Source organism: Acinetobacter guillouiae (genome assembly GCF_002370525.2).
Lineage (GTDB): Bacteria > Pseudomonadota > Gammaproteobacteria > Pseudomonadales > Moraxellaceae > Acinetobacter > Acinetobacter guillouiae.
This window is the reverse complement of sequence record NZ_AP014630.1, coordinates 3717664-3734379: the sequence shown is the minus strand read 5'-3', so window position 1 is coordinate 3734379 and position 16716 is coordinate 3717664. Positions and strand designations below refer to the sequence as shown.

At 37.4% G+C, this 16716-nt stretch carries 15 protein-coding genes; 9 read left to right on the top strand and 6 right to left on the bottom strand.

Going from position 1 to position 16716, the window contains the following annotated elements; genetic code table 11:
* Positions 1-77 precede the first annotated feature (77 nt).
* The gene (gene rhtC, locus AS4_RS17330; protein WP_096735005.1) at positions 78-698 is read left to right on the top strand and encodes a threonine export protein RhtC; all 621 of its coding nucleotides are present in this window, start codon (positions 78-80) and stop codon (positions 696-698) included.
* A gap of 387 nt (positions 699-1085) precedes the next feature.
* Here the strand turns inward: rhtC and AS4_RS17325 are convergent, their stop codons facing one another.
* On the bottom strand, positions 1086-1577 hold the full coding sequence (locus tag AS4_RS17325) for a copper resistance protein NlpE (RefSeq protein WP_096735004.1): 492 nt from the start codon (positions 1575-1577) through the stop codon (positions 1086-1088).
* Between the two features lie 176 nt (positions 1578-1753).
* Between AS4_RS17325 and AS4_RS17320 the strand changes: the two genes are divergently transcribed.
* From AS4_RS17320 to AS4_RS17300, 5 genes are all read left to right on the top strand, one after another.
* Positions 1754-2122: a hypothetical protein gene (locus AS4_RS17320; protein ID WP_096735003.1), complete on the top strand. Its 369-nt coding sequence runs from the start codon at positions 1754-1756 to the stop codon at positions 2120-2122.
* A 176-nt stretch (positions 2123-2298) separates the two neighbouring features.
* Entirely contained in the window at positions 2299-2892 is a 594-nt protein-coding gene (locus AS4_RS17315; RefSeq protein ID WP_004817539.1) for a 1-acyl-sn-glycerol-3-phosphate acyltransferase, read from the top strand.
* 354 nt (positions 2893-3246) lie between these two features.
* The gene (locus tag AS4_RS17310; RefSeq protein ID WP_096735002.1) at positions 3247-4821 is read left to right on the top strand and encodes an amidohydrolase; all 1575 of its coding nucleotides are present in this window, start codon (positions 3247-3249) and stop codon (positions 4819-4821) included.
* A 45-nt stretch (positions 4822-4866) separates the two neighbouring features.
* Positions 4867-5874, top strand: coding sequence for a CobW family GTP-binding protein (locus tag AS4_RS17305; RefSeq protein WP_096735001.1), 1008 nt, complete (start codon positions 4867-4869; stop codon positions 5872-5874).
* 127 nt (positions 5875-6001) lie between these two features.
* A complete protein-coding gene (locus AS4_RS17300; RefSeq protein WP_096735000.1) occupies positions 6002-7393 on the top strand; it encodes a purine-cytosine permease family protein in 1392 nt (463 codons plus the stop codon).
* Between the two features lie 301 nt (positions 7394-7694).
* On the opposite strand, the gene AS4_RS17295 is transcribed toward AS4_RS17300, so the two are convergent.
* From AS4_RS17295 to AS4_RS17280, 4 genes are all read right to left on the bottom strand, one after another.
* On the bottom strand, positions 7695-8036 hold the full coding sequence (locus tag AS4_RS17295) for a hypothetical protein (RefSeq protein ID WP_004723637.1): 342 nt from the start codon (positions 8034-8036) through the stop codon (positions 7695-7697).
* Positions 8037-8179: 143 nt separating this feature from the next.
* A complete protein-coding gene (locus AS4_RS17290; RefSeq protein ID WP_096734999.1) occupies positions 8180-8911 on the bottom strand; it encodes a sulfite exporter TauE/SafE family protein in 732 nt (243 codons plus the stop codon).
* Between the two features lie 246 nt (positions 8912-9157).
* Positions 9158-10864, bottom strand: a complete 1707-nt coding sequence (locus tag AS4_RS17285; protein ID WP_096734998.1) for a flotillin family protein — start codon at positions 10862-10864, stop codon at positions 9158-9160.
* Between the two features lie 30 nt (positions 10865-10894).
* Entirely contained in the window at positions 10895-11539 is a 645-nt protein-coding gene (locus AS4_RS17280; RefSeq protein WP_096734997.1) for a YqiJ family protein, read from the bottom strand.
* A 965-nt stretch (positions 11540-12504) separates the two neighbouring features.
* On the opposite strand from AS4_RS17280, the gene pnuC reads away from it, so the two are divergent.
* The 3 genes from pnuC to AS4_RS17265 all read left to right on the top strand — a co-directional run bounded on the left by pnuC (position 12505) and on the right by AS4_RS17265 (position 15302).
* On the top strand, positions 12505-13089 hold the full coding sequence (pnuC, locus tag AS4_RS17275) for a nicotinamide riboside transporter PnuC (RefSeq protein ID WP_096734996.1): 585 nt from the start codon (positions 12505-12507) through the stop codon (positions 13087-13089).
* A gap of 20 nt (positions 13090-13109) precedes the next feature.
* Positions 13110-13406, top strand: a complete 297-nt coding sequence (locus AS4_RS17270; RefSeq protein ID WP_096734995.1) for a hypothetical protein — start codon at positions 13110-13112, stop codon at positions 13404-13406.
* Positions 13407-14159: 753 nt separating this feature from the next.
* The gene (locus AS4_RS17265) at positions 14160-15302 is read left to right on the top strand and encodes a GGDEF domain-containing protein (protein ID WP_096735560.1); all 1143 of its coding nucleotides are present in this window, start codon (positions 14160-14162) and stop codon (positions 15300-15302) included.
* Here AS4_RS17265 and AS4_RS17260 read toward each other — a convergent pair.
* A complete protein-coding gene (locus AS4_RS17260; protein WP_096734994.1) occupies positions 15299-16573 on the bottom strand; it encodes an MFS transporter in 1275 nt (424 codons plus the stop codon). The genes AS4_RS17265 and AS4_RS17260 overlap by 4 nt on opposite strands.
* Between the last annotated feature and the right edge of the window lie 143 nt (positions 16574-16716).

The following is a 16716-nucleotide window of genomic DNA, read 5'->3' as shown; positions in this document are numbered from 1 at the left end:
TTGAAGTACAGATATCGATGGAAAAACATGAATTTTCACACTAATATAAATCTGTCTCGCTGAACGGAATCTAGTCCATGTTGATCGCATTATGTACGTTAATCTTTATTCATTTTTGTGCCCTGATTACGCCAGGCCCTGATTTCTTTCTGGTCTCGCAAACCGCAATTAGCCGTTCAAGAAAGCAATCTATTTTTGTGGTTTTGGGGATTACCGCAGGGGTGATGTTTTGGGCTTTTTTAGCTTTGGCGGGGTTGAATATCATTTTTGAAAAAATGGCATGGTTAAAGCAAGTGATGTTGGTTGTTGGTGGGATTTATCTGTGTTGGTTAGGCTACCAAATGCTTAGATCTGCTTTGAGTAAGAAAGAGAATGTATCACAGCATCATTTTGAGTTACCACAAAGCAATCTACGTTTTTTTCTCAAAGGTTTCTTAACCAATTTATCAAATCCTAAAGCGGTGATTTATTTTGGTAGTGTATTTTCAGTGTTTTTAGCCAATCCACATTTAGATGGTGTGCATTCATTATTATTTATAATTGTTTCCGTGGAAACGCTGATCTGGTTTAGCTTTGTTGCCTTTGTATTTTCATTACCCAGCTTTAAAGCCGCTTACCAAAATGCCTCAAGATGGATTGATGGTATCTCAGGTGGGATCTTTACGCTCTTTGGTGCATATTTGATTGGTCATCGCTAAAAAGTATGCTCCCAAATTTAAAAAACCTGCTTGATGCAGGTTTTATTTGGGTCTGTAGACATTTCATAAATGGCTTGTGTTGTAGGTTAAAATTGAGCAGGCAAGGCATGAAACGAAGAGAATAGCGAGACTATTTTCGAGTTTCATAACGAAGGCTGAGATAATTTTAGCCACAACCCTGAGCAAGAACAAAGCACTGCTTTGTTTGCAGCGCAAGGCGCAGCGGGGGACTAGTGTGTTTTTTGCCGTTACGTCGTTACGAACTACTTATTTAGAATGACTAAATTTCGTATTTCGCGCCTAGTATCGCCTAAAAAACACACGTAGTCGCAAACCTAGACGAATTGTCAACAGACCCTATGCTCTTATTCGCAAATAATTTTTAAATTATTCCACATCTTTGGTTAATTGATAAAGTTCAGCATTTGGACCCTCAATCTTTTCACCTGTTGCAAAACTACGTGCTTCTAAGATATTTTCACCAACAAAATATTTGCGGTTATCTGCATTTTTATCTAGACCGATAATCGATCCAGATTCATCAAAATTGAAATGACCTTGAGTTTTAAATTCTTTACCTTCACCTTTAACCCCTTCATATTCCTCAGTCAATTCATAAGTGTGATCTGATTTGAGGATGAGTTTGGTTTTGATTCCTGAGCAATCAGCACATGGAAGTAAACCTTTGTATTCACCAGCCCAATCCAAGCTATTTTGAGCATTATGTTCTGAATCAATCGTTGGGCTTGCTGCTTCATGCGATGCAGCAGCCTGTGTTTGTGCTGTCGCTTTGATATCCTCTGACGCATTATGAGTCGGTTTAGAACAAGCGCTTAATGACAGCGCTAAAATAGACATGACGAAGAGTGTTTTTTTCATAACATAACCCAAATGAATAAATAATTATATGTGAATGATTTTATCCAGAATATAAATTATCTCCCTGATATGAAATGTGAATTATGTAAGAAATTGCTGAGTAATGTAGTTCGATGTTAAAAAGTTAGGCTATTATAGGTGTTCTCTTAGTGTGCTATTTATAAGTATTCGAATCTATGTCTCATTTGGCTGAATATGTTGCTCGTATTTACAATGAAAAAAGTAATCATGAAAAAAACGACAATCAAAAAAGCAATGATCAAATCAAAATTGAAAATGTCATTTTGCAATGCGAAAAAAATTATGAGCAAGATATAGAGATCACTCAGACCACCAAAATTTATACATTTTCAGATGGCACGCAATTGAAACAAAGCATAGAACAAGACAATCAGTTGTTTGAAGTGGAGTCTTGTATAGAAAGCTGGATTGAATATCAGGTCCTTCACCAGTCAAATGCGAATATTCAGCCACAAAAAATTCATTTTGATAATCATTGTCGTGAATTACATTGGATTAACTATTTTAACCAAACGAAAAATTGATATATGCAAATTCATTGCATAATTTAATCAAAACTGAATATTTACTGACAAGTTTTGCAATGAATTAATTTTATACATTTATATATTAATTGCTGGTTTTCTATACGAAGTGGATTTTTATCTGATCTATTGGTTGTTACAATCCAGCGCAAATTCTTTATATTTTGGTGTGCTGGGTGTTTGAAAAATTAGCTGAACAAAGTTTGGGCTGGATGGGATGGCAAATTGATAACCATTGGGATTTAAACATCGACCAATGTGTCATGATTGCAGCGCCGCATACCAGCAATTGGGATGCACTCTATGCACGTTTAGCGCTGAAAGCTTTGGGTGTTCATGTGCGTATTACCATTAAAGACAGCTATATGAAATTGCCTTTTGGACCTTTTGTGCGTGCTATGGGTGGAATCGGAATTGATCGCCGTCCCAAGCAGGATGGAGAGGAACGTCCAAGTATGGTTCAACTGATGAGTGAGCTGTTTAAGACCCATCCTAAATTGGTGATGCTGGTGACGCCAGAGGGAACGCGTGCAAAGCAAGAACAGTGGAAAACAGGCTTTTATCATGTTGCCACCAGTGCTGGCGTACCTATAGCACTGGCGTATATGGATTATAAAAACAAGAAAACTGGGATTGGTAAAATTGTTTATCCAACTGGAAATTATGAACAGGACATGGCTGAAATCATGGAGTTTTATGCTCAGATCAATCCGAAGCATCCAGATTTATTTAGTATAGATACCCGATTTATTCCAGAAGCTGAGTTTTGATTCGATAGCATCTTTGAAAACTCAAATACAATGAATTTAATTTTGATATGGGAAGGGGGATTTGGCACATTCCCATATTTTATTGAGGTTAGATATTTGCTGCTGTTCAGCTGATACAGCATCTGCACATTGACATATTATTTTATAAATAACCTATTTTTTAGCTCAATTAAAATACTACTTTAATAATTCAAAAGATCTACATCGTTATTTAAGAATTACTTAATTTTTTAAAATGACGTATATAAATAAATTGTTGAAATTGGCTTTAAGTTGTAAACAGCTTAAAGCCATGGCGTAAATAATTCTAAAAGTTAAATTCAACATTTATTGGGCATAGACAGGGATAACAAGATGAATAATAGCGTCTATTACAATGCAAAATTTCATACCGTGAATCAACTGCAACCTTGGGCAGAAGCCATGTGGGTAAAAGACGGTAAAATTTTAGCGATTGGCGATCAGAATGAAATTCTGAGTTTGGCAGCGGATGCTGAGAAATATGATTTAAAAGGGAAATTGGTGATGCCTGGCATCCATGATGCACACACGCATCTTTTAAAAGCGGCACTTCTTCGATTGGAATATTCTTGCCAATTAAATGATCCGCAAACCTTGCAAGAATTGGCACAGCAACTCAAAACATATTGGGAAAAATATGCCTCCAAACGGACATGGATTTTTGCCGGGCTCTATAACCCATTAATTTTTACCGCTGAGCTACTGACACGAGAATGGTTGGATCAAGTCATTCCAAATGTGCCTATTGTGATTCATGATTTTTCATTTCATAACGTCATGGCGAACAGCCAAGCACTACATCTTGCAGGTATCACCCGTGATACACCGAGTACGACCCGCGCAAAAATTGAAAAAGATCCTATAACAGGTGAACCTACTGGAATTTTGCGTGAAGGTGGATGGGTAAAATTATATATGGTCGCACCCACAGAGACCGATGAGGAAAATAAGTTCGCGCTTAAAATGGCGGCAAGTATATGTAATCAATATGGTATTACTTCGGCACAGGAAGCTTCAGCAACAAGATCATTCCTGACGGCAGCTAAATCTTTGGATGATGACGATGAGCTTACACTGGATTTGATTTGTCATATTCCTTGGAAAGCAGAAATTATGTCATTGAGTGATCGTGAAGAAGATGAAAGGGTAATCGCAGAACGAGGGCAATATGCGTCAAAACGTGTCATGGTGAATGGAATTAAAGTGATGCTAGATGGTACATCTATGGCACCCACCTTTAGCCATGTGCCCTTAGATCCGATTTCAGATGAACCTATTACTTACAATTTACTTCTCGATTCCAATGAACTCACTGAAAAAATTCGTGAATGGACCGAAGAAGGTTTGATCGTTAAATCACATTGTACGGGTTATGGCTCAGTACGTATTGGTTTAGACAATTATGAAAATGCCAATGATGTTGAACGTCAAACAGGGCAATTTCATGATATTGCACATGCCCATTATGTTTCTGCAAAAGATCGTAGCCGTTTTGCAGAATTAGACATTATTGCTGAAATGTCCCCCGCGATTTGGCATATCCCAGAATATCAGCAAGCACTTGGCAAAGCCTATGATTTTCGAACTTTGTATGATGCTGGTGCAACCATGACGATTGGTACAGATTGGCTTTTGCCACCTACGCCAAATCTCTTTCCCGCACTGGCTGGGATTTTGCAGCACGGAGATGAAAGTGTACCTTTGGACGTGGCAGTCAGGATCATGACGTTGAACGGCGCAATAGCAGTTGGTCATAGTCATCGTACAGGGAGTTTAGAAGTGGGTAAGGAAGCAACCTTTATTGTTTTGGATCGCAATATTTTTGAATCAAGCCCTGAAGAAATTGCTGAGACTCAAGTCATCACCACAGTATTACAAGGTCAGCATGTGTTTCAGCGTGCTAACTAATCTACTGAGTTAAATTATCGTTTATGTGCGTAAGGGAAGACATATATGAGCGGAATAAAACGTATTCCTGTGACCTTACTGACAGGTTTTCTGGGGAGTGGTAAAACAACATTGCTGCATCGTCTGTTGGCCGATGATCGTATGGCACACACGGCAGTGATTATTAATGAAATAGGTGAGGTTGGCTTAGATCATTTATTGATAGGCCGACTTGACGATGACATTGTCTTGCTAAAAAGTGGTTGTGTCTGTTGTAGCATGAAAACAGAACTTTCAGAAACGCTTAAACTTCTTTACTGTCGTGCTGAGGCAGGAGAAATTCCTGTTTTTGACCGTGTTATTGTCGAAACAACAGGTATGGCCGACCCAATTCCCTTGCTTAAACTTTTGCTAGCAGATGAAAGTGTTGCGACTTTATTTAGTGTGCAAACTGTGATTGCTACGGTTGATACATTATTGTCCTTAAATGTCCCGCATCAGCGGACGGAGAGGCTACGTCAAATCGCTGTTGCAGATAAAATCATTTTAACTAAAACAGATTTGTCGCATGCCTTTACAACATTTACCAAGCGCATCCGTACTCTGAATGCGAGTGCTGAAATTATTGATGGTGCGGATGTGGCGGCTGTTGCTTTGGTTATTTTTGATCGTGAAAAGTATCCAGTAACACGTAGTTTACTTGGTGCGCAGTGGTTTACACATCAGACAAATTCTCAAAACGCTTTCAATAACGCACCGCACCATAATATTTTTACGCTGTGTTTATATGCCAACCAAGCTTTGTCTTGGGCGCGTGTGACCCATTTTCTTCAGAAGCTGGCACGACTTTATGGCGTGAACTTGCTCCGAATCAAAGGATTGATTCAGGTGGAAGAGTCATTACGACCAGTGATATTACACGGTGTTCAACATTATCTATTTCCCGAATCTTACCTAAATGCGTGGCCTGATGATGACCACAGATCGAGAATAGTGCTTATTTTTGAAGGGGAAATTCATCAACAGATCCAAGCATTATTTGATGCCATTGTGCTTGAGCCAATGACCACATAGCAGAACGCCTGCACCCATAATCCTCAGCATTTTCAATTGCGCAATTTAAGCGTAGGGGGATTTGCATCTTAAAAAAACAATTTGGTTGATCGTAATTTTTTAACGATTTCTCTATTAGGAGACACTCATGGAAGACAAATATGTTCACTCGATTGAACAACATACCATTCAGCAAATCCCATTAAATGCGCGATACGGTAAGGCTCGGGATCTATTCACACTTTGGTTTGGTGGAAATTTGATGCTACTGACGTTTGTGACAGGATCAGTTTCAGTCACCATTTTTCATCAATCTTTTGTCTCTGCTATTTTAAGTATTATTCTAGGGACGCTTATTGGTGGCATCTTTGCCGCACTCCATGCCGCTCAAGGACCGCATCTCGGTGTCCCTCAAATGATTCAAACCAAAGGGCAGTTTGGTGCATATGGCGCGCTTCCAATCCTTGGAATCGTGGTCATCATGTATGTCGGCTTTTTAGCTTCAAATGCGACGCTGGCTGGACAAGCCATGAATTTGCTTATTCCCTCATTCAGTCAGTCATCTGGCATATTATTTACTTGTGTCATTGCAGTGATCGGCACAATCGTTGGTTATCGATTAATTCATCTATTTACAAAAATAACTTTTGTGATCTCTGGTTTGGCTTTTTTGGCAGCATATGTATGGGTGTTTTTTATTCAAGGTTTACCTTCAGACTTTTTCGCGCGTAATTCTTTTTCAGCTACAGGTTTTCTCGCTACGCTTTCGATTGCTGCACTGTGGCAGATTGCATATGCACCCTATGTCTCTGATGCTACTCGTCATCTGCCAAAAGAAACAGGCGCTAAGGCAGCGTTCTGGGCGACATATTGGGGATGTGGATTGGGTACCATCATTCCAATGTGTTTGGGGGTAACAATAGGATTGGTGACACCGGGTGGAGATGTTATCGCTGGGATGATCGCTTATGTACCTGAGATGGGGAGCGCGTTTATTTTGATTCTGGTCATTTCCATATCAGCGATCAATTCAATGAATTTATATTGTGGTGTACTGACTTTAATCTCTTTTATCCAGACATTTATCCCATCATTTATGCCATTGGCTAAGGGGCGAATTGCGATTTCATTTGTATTAATTGCTATAGCGCTGTGGATTGGAATCAAAGCATCTAGTAATTTTCTACCTATATTTATTAATTTTATTTTCTTGCTCATCTACGTACTTATCCCTTGGACGGCTGTGAATTTGGTTGATTATTACTGGGTTCGTCATGGGGAATATGATGTGGATTCGTTTTTTCATCAAGATGGAGGAATCTATGGAAAATTTAACCTCATGGCCGTTTCTGCATATATTTTTGGTGTCATTGTTCAAGTGCCTTTTATTGCGACAGACTTGTATACAGGTCCTATTGCCAAGGCGCTTGATGGTGCAGATGTTTCGTGGGTTGTCGGTCTAATTTTAACCTCTATTTTTTATCTGATGGGGATCAAAATTTTTGGTATCAAAGACCATTCATACAAGGCAAAAAACTAAACTATGGCATGGCAATTGTGATGGGGCAGAAATCATATCACTTTGCCTATATTAGGTTTGCTACAGCCACTATTTTTACTGCTTCTAAGGCTGTTTGATCATCAGATAAAATCTGGAGATGAGATCGCTATATTTCACTAGGGGGTGTATTTAAAAACTCAGCAGTATAGAGGATGGTCTAGGCAATTTTAAAAATAAACGCTGCTCATCATGATTTACGTTTATGATTTTAAAACACAATCATTTAAAACACGATATTTTTAAGATCATAAACGTTTTGCAGTATTCAAAAATAATCGGCTTATTTTTTAGCGTTGCTTGTTGTTGAGCGTTGCACACCGCCAAGGGATTCACAGGCTGTTTTATAAATATCGTATTGTTGTTGAACCACTTCATCGAGAGGAATTTTAAATAATTCATCTCCAGATTTATAGCGATCGACGTACTCAGTGGCTTTTTCTTTACTCACTGCAAGTGAGCGTTCATGATAAGTATTAATTGAACTATGGGCCAATTCTGCTGTTTCAATATTATTACATTGAAATTGGCTGAGCAGTTTTTCCGCAGTTTTAATTTCACTAGATGTGCCAAGTACACATCCTGTTAAGAGAATACTGGCACTTAACAAAAATGAGTTTTTCATCACAGATATTTAAGAAAAATGAGTGGCGGAATTGTAGGATGAATCGGGTATTAAAAATAGAGCCGCTCGAATATTGTTTTCACTTTAGTAACCAATTGCTGAATAAATAGCCAGCGAAATTTATTCAACTTTCTCTTTCTTTGTTAAAGCAATGATGTCAGTAATAAGAAACAACCTGAGGCAAATAATAAACTCAGCACCAATTGTTTAAATTGTTTTTCTGATATTTTATAAAACATTTGCGCACCAATCAGCGCTGGAATACTCACTGTGAGAATGATCAGTGCAAAATAGGGGAGATGGACCTTGTGGATGGTTCCTTGGCAGAGATAAATAATAATCGTAAACAACTGAATCGCAAAATTAAAATGTCTTAAAATATAACGCTGTTGTTGTTTAGGCAGATTTTTAAGCATCACCCAAGCTGATGGTGCTGCGCCACAAAAACCACCAAGACCACCTAAAATACCGCCAATAAAACCAATGCTTCCATCTGCAAGTTTTCCCAATGCTTGAATACGAGGAAACATAGGGGCAAAGAACATGGTCGGACACCAAATCACTAAAAATAATCCAAGGATGGTCTTAAAGGTATTTCCATCAATGAGGTGTAACAGATAGGTACCGAGAGGTACACCGATCAATCCTGCAATGATATAAGGAAGTACTAGAGAAAACGGGAGTTGATGTTTTTGTTCTTTTCCCAATGCAATGATATGGCTCCATAGAGAAGCAAACACCACCAATGGCGCTGCCAGTTGTGGCGGTAATACCCAAATCCAAAAAGACATCGCAATCAAGGCAAAGGCAAAACCTGTTAAACCTTGGACAAAGCCTGCAATCATGGCACCGAGAATAAAAATAAACCAAGTCATTTTTAAATTAAACAAAACTGAATAGGGTTAGAGCATAGCATTGAGATAGTCGATCTTGGTTGAATCAGCTGATTTTAAAAGAAATCGTGAGTTTCCATCATGACTTATTGAGATAAGCATATCTGTATCGTTAACATCTATACCATTAAAAACGATCAGGTGTATTAGATCATGAATAAAAATCCATCCAATAAAAAGCCCCTGATGACAGAGGCTGGTAATTAAGGGATTATGAGGTCAGTTCTATTAGTCATTGCTTGGTTTTAAGGATTGCGTTAAACCATTAATATCTCCGCCTTTAATGCCTAACTCATTCATTAAGCTATCAATCAGTGGAGCTTGAGAACGATAGCGCAGCGCACTATTGACCACTTGATCAGATAAAGCGATTTGATTTTGTTCACCAGATTCACCTGTTGCATTTGAACCCGCCATAGCGCCTAAACCATTGACTTGAAGAATCTTGATATCATCAATATTTTCCATTGGTTTAACACTTTCACGAATGATTTCAGGCAAGTATTTCAATAAGGCTAAACGAATTTGCATCTCAACTTGTTCTGTTGACAGCACATTGTTGGCTTCATTGACTGCACGTGTACCTTCAGCATCAACTTGATATTGCTTTTCTTGTGCCGCAGCAAGCAACATTTTTGCATCTGCTTCACCTTTGGCTTTTAAACGTATTTTTTCAGCATCCGCTTGTGCTGCAATACGCACTGCTTCAGCATCATCTGCAGCTGCTTGTTTAGCGGCTTCTGCTGCTACGGTAATCGCAATTGCATCTGTTTCAGCGACTTGCTTTGCAGCCACCAATTCAACGGCTTTTAAACGCTCTGCACGCTGAGTTTCACGAACAGTTGTCACTTCTTCTTCTGCTTTTACCGCTTGTGCACGTGCTTGGTCAGCCAACGCTTTGGCTTCAGATTCAGCACGTGATTTTTCAGCAATTGCAATCGCACGATCTTGCTCGGCCAATTCAATGGTTTTCTTCTGTTCGACTTGGGCTTTTTGGATCAACTGTGCTTTTTGAATATTTTCATTTTCAACATCACGTGCAGATGCAATACGCTTTAATTCGACTTCACGTTCAGCAGCAATTTGAGCTTCTTCGGCTTCACGTTTTTTTGCGGCTTCTTGTGTTGCAATTTCTGCCGATTGCTCAGCTTTACGAATGGCGATTTCACGTTCTTGTTGAAGTTTTGCATATTCTTCTTCACGTAGAATTTGCAAGCGTGCTTGTTCAGTTTCTAAGTTTTTTGCTTTAATGGCTAAGTCATTGTCTTGTTCAATGTCATTGCGTTTTTTACGGCGGTCTTCAATGGTTTCAGTCAGTTTGGTTAAACCTTCTGCATCGAAAGCGTTTTGAGGGTTAAAATATTCAAAACTGGTTTGGTCTAAACCTGTCAGTGAAACCGTTTCTAATTCTAAGCCATTTTTAAACAGATCTTCAGAAACCACTTGTTGAACTTTTTGAACAAAATCAACGCGCTTTTCATGTAACTCTTCCATTGCCATTTCAGCGGCAACAGCGCGCAGTGAGTCTACAAATTTACCTTCCACCAAATCTTTGAGTTCTTGTGGTGACATGGTTTTTTTACCCAAGGTTTGGGCAGCTGTTGCAATAGATTCAGCAGTTGGTTTAACCCGTACATAAAATTCAGCCATCACATCTACACGCATACGATCACGAGTAATCAACGCTTGATCTGTGGCACGTTTGACTTCAAGACGAAGGGTATTCATATTGACGGGAATCACTTCATGTAAAACTGGCAATACAATTGCACCGCCATTTAAAATGACTTTTTCACCACCAAAACCAGTACGGACAAAAGAAACTTCTTTACTTGAGCGTTTATACAGGCGGGCGATAATAACACCGATGACAATAAGTGCCACCAATATAATGCCTGCTAAAACAAGGATTTGATATAAGTTTGAATTCAACATTTTATTATACCCAGGTTTGTTATTGAAAGATTAAAGTGGAGTTGCTTGAAAGCCTACTTTTGTTCTTTGTGTCAAAATCACACTTTGACCCTGTTGGAAGATTTCATTTAATTCTGGTTCAACCAAAATATAATGTGTTTGTCCAAATTGATCAGTGACTTTGGCTTGTGCAGGGTAGTTTTGTTTTGCTTCACCTAAAATAATCTGAGCTGTACGACCAATCAGCTCATCACTGTGGATTGCAGTGGTTTCATCTTTCGGTAAAATTTTTGCAACGAGTGCTGCACACGCTCGGACAATCGGCATAGATAAAAAAAGACTGGCTGGCGCAATCAGCCAAATAGAAAAATAATTTCCAGTAAAATTGAAAAATATACTTTGTACAATAAAACCAAATAGCGCATAAACAGTCAGAAAAATGATCAACCAAACCAAGACAGGGACACGGCCGAGATAGAGCCAATCTAACAGTTGCACCAAAAGATTGTGATCTGTATGAATGTCTACATCCGCATGATGGGTTTCTAACAGTTGATCTGGAATAAACTGGTCTAAAAAACCTTGCGAGGTTGAACCAATAATAAGGAGTAGAGACTCCACAATACCCAATAAAAACATCAGGCACAGACTGACACTAAACAGTAAGTTGGATGAGTGTGTAAATAATTCCCACATATTGTTTTACTCAAAATTATTGTTGCGCGTTTTTATGAATAAAATTTTTTAATTTGAACTGAATAATTAAATGATCATCAGTTAATTCAATTAATAAATTAAGTCTATCGGTTTTGTCGTAGTATTGCAACAAACTATTTTATGATATTAATTAAAATCAATATCTTATAATTTGGTATATTCTTTTATATTGTGAAAATTGGTTGAAAAGTAATGCTTGCATTTTAGCCAACTATTCCTTATAACTGATTGAGTTTACAGAGGGAACTGAAGACAAAAAAATACGCAATGATTGGGGTGATCACTGCGTAGAACAACGAATCTGCTTTCACAGTTCGGTTAAGGAGAAATGTTATGAACTTTGGGGATTGTTCATAACTTAAGTTTGATAGTAGAGGTTCCCCTCTGTAAATTCATTGGTATTCACGTAAACAAGTGTTAAATCTCGTAAACATGATTAAAATGTGAACAACATCAACTAAAAACAAGATGTTAATCAATGTTTTTAAACATATTATTTAAAATAAATAAATTTTGCGCTACGTTTACCTGATCAATCTTTTCTGTGTTTTTTCATGCAAATGTGACAGTTTTTATCAGCTATTTTAGTTAAATTTGCTATCGTTTAAAGCTTAAATTGCAGCTTTCAAAAGTGCTGATTAGTCTATGCTATTGAACTCAATTTACTATATCGCATCATGTTTGAGCTTGCTGATTGAGACGCAGAAATACGATTTTAAAAATCAATAGGCAATAAACTGTGATTTAAGGCTAATTATTTACTTTTTAAGGAATTTATATTGTTATCGTAACGATTATGCAAAAAACAAAACAACAGCATTTTTTGTGAATTTTAATTCAATAATTATATTAAAGATTTCGTTCTCAATTTTAGTTCTGGTTTTACTTGCAATCATGCCGTATTTTTTCATAATAGCCTTTCCTGTCTTGATTAGTTTTTTACCATGTCACCATTAGAAATATTCGCGGTTATTATCAGTATTATTGGTGTCACATTGACGATTAAGCGAAATATGTGGTGTTGGGTATTTAACTTCTTTGCCTTTGTTTTATATGCCTATTTATTCTTTGAATTTAAATTGTATGGTGAAACAATCTTACAAGTGTTCTTTATGGTGGTGAATTTTTATGGTTTTTATCACTGGCTAAAAGGTAAGCAGCAAGATCATGAGATTCGAATAGAGCCGATTGCCGTACAAACCGTGATTCTGCAAATGATCATCGCAGTTGCTGGAGGGGTAATATTTGGTTTATCGCTACACTATTTTACTGATGCTGCTTTGCCTATGTTAGATTCCCAACTGGCTGCATTTAGTTTATTGGCAACCTATTGGACCAGCCGTAAACATATTGCGACTTGGGTGCTTTGGGTCTTTGTCGATATTGTCTATGTCGGGATGTTTATGTATAAGGAATTATTCCTAACAGCTGCTTTATATGCGGCGTTTGTTGGGCTGGCTGCATTTGGATGGTGGCAATGGGAACAGGTCAAAAAGAAACAATCGGCGAGCATGTATAAAGGAATTTAACATCCTTTTAAGGGGCTGCCATGATTATTGATTTTGTTCAAATACAAAAACAAAAGTTTGAAGAACTTGTTGAAAAAATCATGGCTCAACCTGAGCAATATCTCGACTTTGATTCAGTCTCTGATTTTTACAAAGCTCAATGGTTAGATCAGTTCCCACAGGGTACAATGTGGAGCACTTCTGGTTTGGATGATGGCGCAGAAGAATTTTGTATTCAGATCAAATATAGGGCGCTGATTTTTAATATAGAAATTCAATCAACGTCTATCGGTTTAAAATTTAACAGTAAAACTATCAGAGTTTATAAAAAAATATAAAGCCAAGTTTTTTGGTTAAGCCTTTGAAAAAATATTTTATTTAAATCAAGCTTAAAACTGAATTCAAATGATTTTTGGGTGGTGCTGACACATTGATGTGCGCACTGAATTTAAATGACCATATTGATGGTGTGCAGTTTAAAACAGTATGACAATCAATACAGTGATTCAGGCCAATCTCATTGAATATTTCCAGTTTTTATTCTGCTAAAATGATGTTTCAAATTGTGAACTTTAAAATTGATTTTTTGAGTATGTTTAAATATAGGTTAAAATAAATTAGGATAAATTAACAATAAAATTATAAAGGTGAAAAATCCTTTTTTTAAAGTATTTGTATTTAACTTGGTGTATAGCTAAAATAAGTTAAATGTTGATGGATATGTCCATTAAAATAAAAAATGATTCAATTTAATTAAATCCTGTCAGCGGAAAAACTTTTGTTTATTGAAATATTAGGAAAAAAATTAAAATTGATAAAATAAATGTGATAAAATGATTATTCTTCAGAAAATATTTTCAAATAATATAAAGGATTAATAGCCTAATCTTCAGGTTTATTTAGAATAAAAATCTATATTTTAGAAATGCACTTACATAAAATTACTGGAGTGTTATGTTTAACTGATGAGCAAAGATAAATAAAGCGACGGATAGAAGTTCACAATTTTATGGATTGGTTATTATATGGAACAAAAAAGTAGAATGGCAACACAGTCCTCAACGGAACACTTCATGCATGATGTCATGATCATGAATTGGAGTAATCTCAAGAAGTGTAACCTTGTTCTATTCTTGGGCGGTATTGCTGTTTTATTGTGGATTGTATGGTGGTTTTTTAGCAACGCTCAAATTGAGCTACAAGTTTGGATTAATCAAGCTTTTTATCCTATTTATATACGATTATTATTTTTTGCAGCAATCGGTTTCTTTGCGCTTATTTTTATTATTCGTGCTTTAAATAAAAATTCTATTTTTGAAATCATAATACCGTATATAACCATCGCATATTTTGCTCTTATCTTTGTTTTTGGTGCGCATTGTATTGGCATTTTTAGCCCAGCATCTGTTGCTGGTTATGTCAGCTTGGTCACGGTTGCACTGGTATTATTTGAACGAAAAGTGGTGTATATAATCGTCATTCCAATCACTTGTTTTATGTTAATCAGTCTTGGATTAAGTCTGATGCATAAAATAGCCTATGCGCCAATTTTTAGTGAACACTTACAATCCATGTCGGTATATAAAAATACATTTTGGGTGTTTTGCATGCTGTATTTTTATATCCCGATTTTTCTCGCAAGCTTGGTTTTATTTGAAGTTCTTTTAACTCAATGGCGTAAAAGAGAGCAAATGATTCAGCAAATTAGCGTGCTAGATCCACTTACAGGTATTTATAATCGTCGTAGGATTGGTGAGAATATTGACCTATTAAAACAACAACAAAGTTCTTTTGCGATCGTGTTATTAGATTTAGATTATTTTAAGAGTGTTAATGACCAGTATGGGCACGATATTGGGGATGCTGTTTTAAAACAGGTTGCAAAAATTTTAACTGAAAATATTCGTGAGCAAGATGTTGTCGGGCGATTTGGCGGCGAAGAGTTCATTATTCTCATGAGCAATGGCGCATTAGAAAATGCGATGAGTCTTGCTGAACGATGTCGCCAAGCAATAGAAAAGGAAAAAATTCGATTAGATCATCAGCAGACCATCAAAGTGACGGCAAGTTTTGGTGTTGCAGTATCAACAAATCCTTTTTTAATAACAAAAGAGGAGTTGATTCGTCAGGCTGATCAAGCCTTATATCTGGCAAAAAACAATGGGCGTAATCAGGTTTGTCATTTCTTTGAAATAGAGCTTACCCATCCATTTGGATACAAACAACGCGGTTAAACCATTTCAAATTTTTTGCGATAAACTACACTTGTGATAAGGGTGATTAGACAAAGCACAACAATATAGCACACAGCACCAATATCGCGATATAAACTCAACCATTGTACCAATGGTAGGGTTAAGCCACCTGCAATTGCGTATGCAACATTGTATGAGAATGAAATTCCTGAAAAACGAATTGGGGCGGGAAACATCTTGACCAAGCTATAAGAAACTACACCGACTGTGCCAGAAAATAGACCAAGCAACATGTACAACCCGAAGATCGTTGAATGAGCGGCATGACCTAAACTGTAATAAAAAAGACCTGCAGTGATTGCCACACTGAGCGATCCCAAACAAATCACACGGCCAGCACCAAAACGATCAGCCAGTAAACCTGCCAATATACAACCCAACATTTGCATCAAAATTGCCATGCTTTGCATTTGAAATGCATCCGCACGTGGAAAGTTAAAGGTGGTGGTCAGTAAATTTGGGGTGGATAGGATAATCACCACAACACAACCGGTCAAAAACCAAGTAAACAGCATCCCGATGACAACGGCAGATTTATGGGATGCCAAAACTTGCTTGATGGGTAGATCTTTTGAGAGTTCTTTACGCGCCTGCATCGCTTTAAATACAGGGGTTTCTTTCAGATAACTCCTTAGATACAAGGCAATTAATCCAAAAACTCCACCGACTATAAATGGGAGACGCCAAGCCCAAGCATGGATTTCTGCTTCGTTAAACTTAAGCGAAATAAACAGCGACATCAAAGCGCCCAGTAAGATCCCCAGTGACAAACCAGCGGTAAGCAAACCATTGGCAAAACCAATTTTCTTTGTTGGTACATGCTCTGAAACAAATGTCCATGCTGCTGGAATTTCTCCACCAATCGCAATGCCTTGAACCACGCGCATCAACAACAGTAGCAGTGGGGCAGCTAAACCAATGTCTGCATAAGTTGGCATTAGACCGATGAACAAAGTAGGGAGTGCCATCAGTAATATGGATAAACTAAACAGGCGTTTACGTCCGACGAGATCACCAAAATGTGCCATGATCACGCCACCTAAAGGACGGAAGAAATATCCTGCGGCAAAAATTCCGTAAGTATTCAGCATTGCCCAAAAAGGACTTAAAGAGCTGGGGAAAAATAGTTCAGCAATGATTTTTGCGTAAAATACATAAATAACGAAATCATAAAATTCGAGCGCACCGCCCAGAGAAGACAATGCAAGGGTTCTTTTTGCTTCCTTATTGAGGCCCAATTTTTCGTCCATGATGATGCAATGCCTTAAAAGAGATATTGAATGTGAATGTAATCATTTTAATTGACTATTTTTTACTTAAAAAATCAATATTTATTTTTATGCATCCTACTTATTTTTATAGGTGATTGAGGCGGCTTAAAAATCATTTCTGC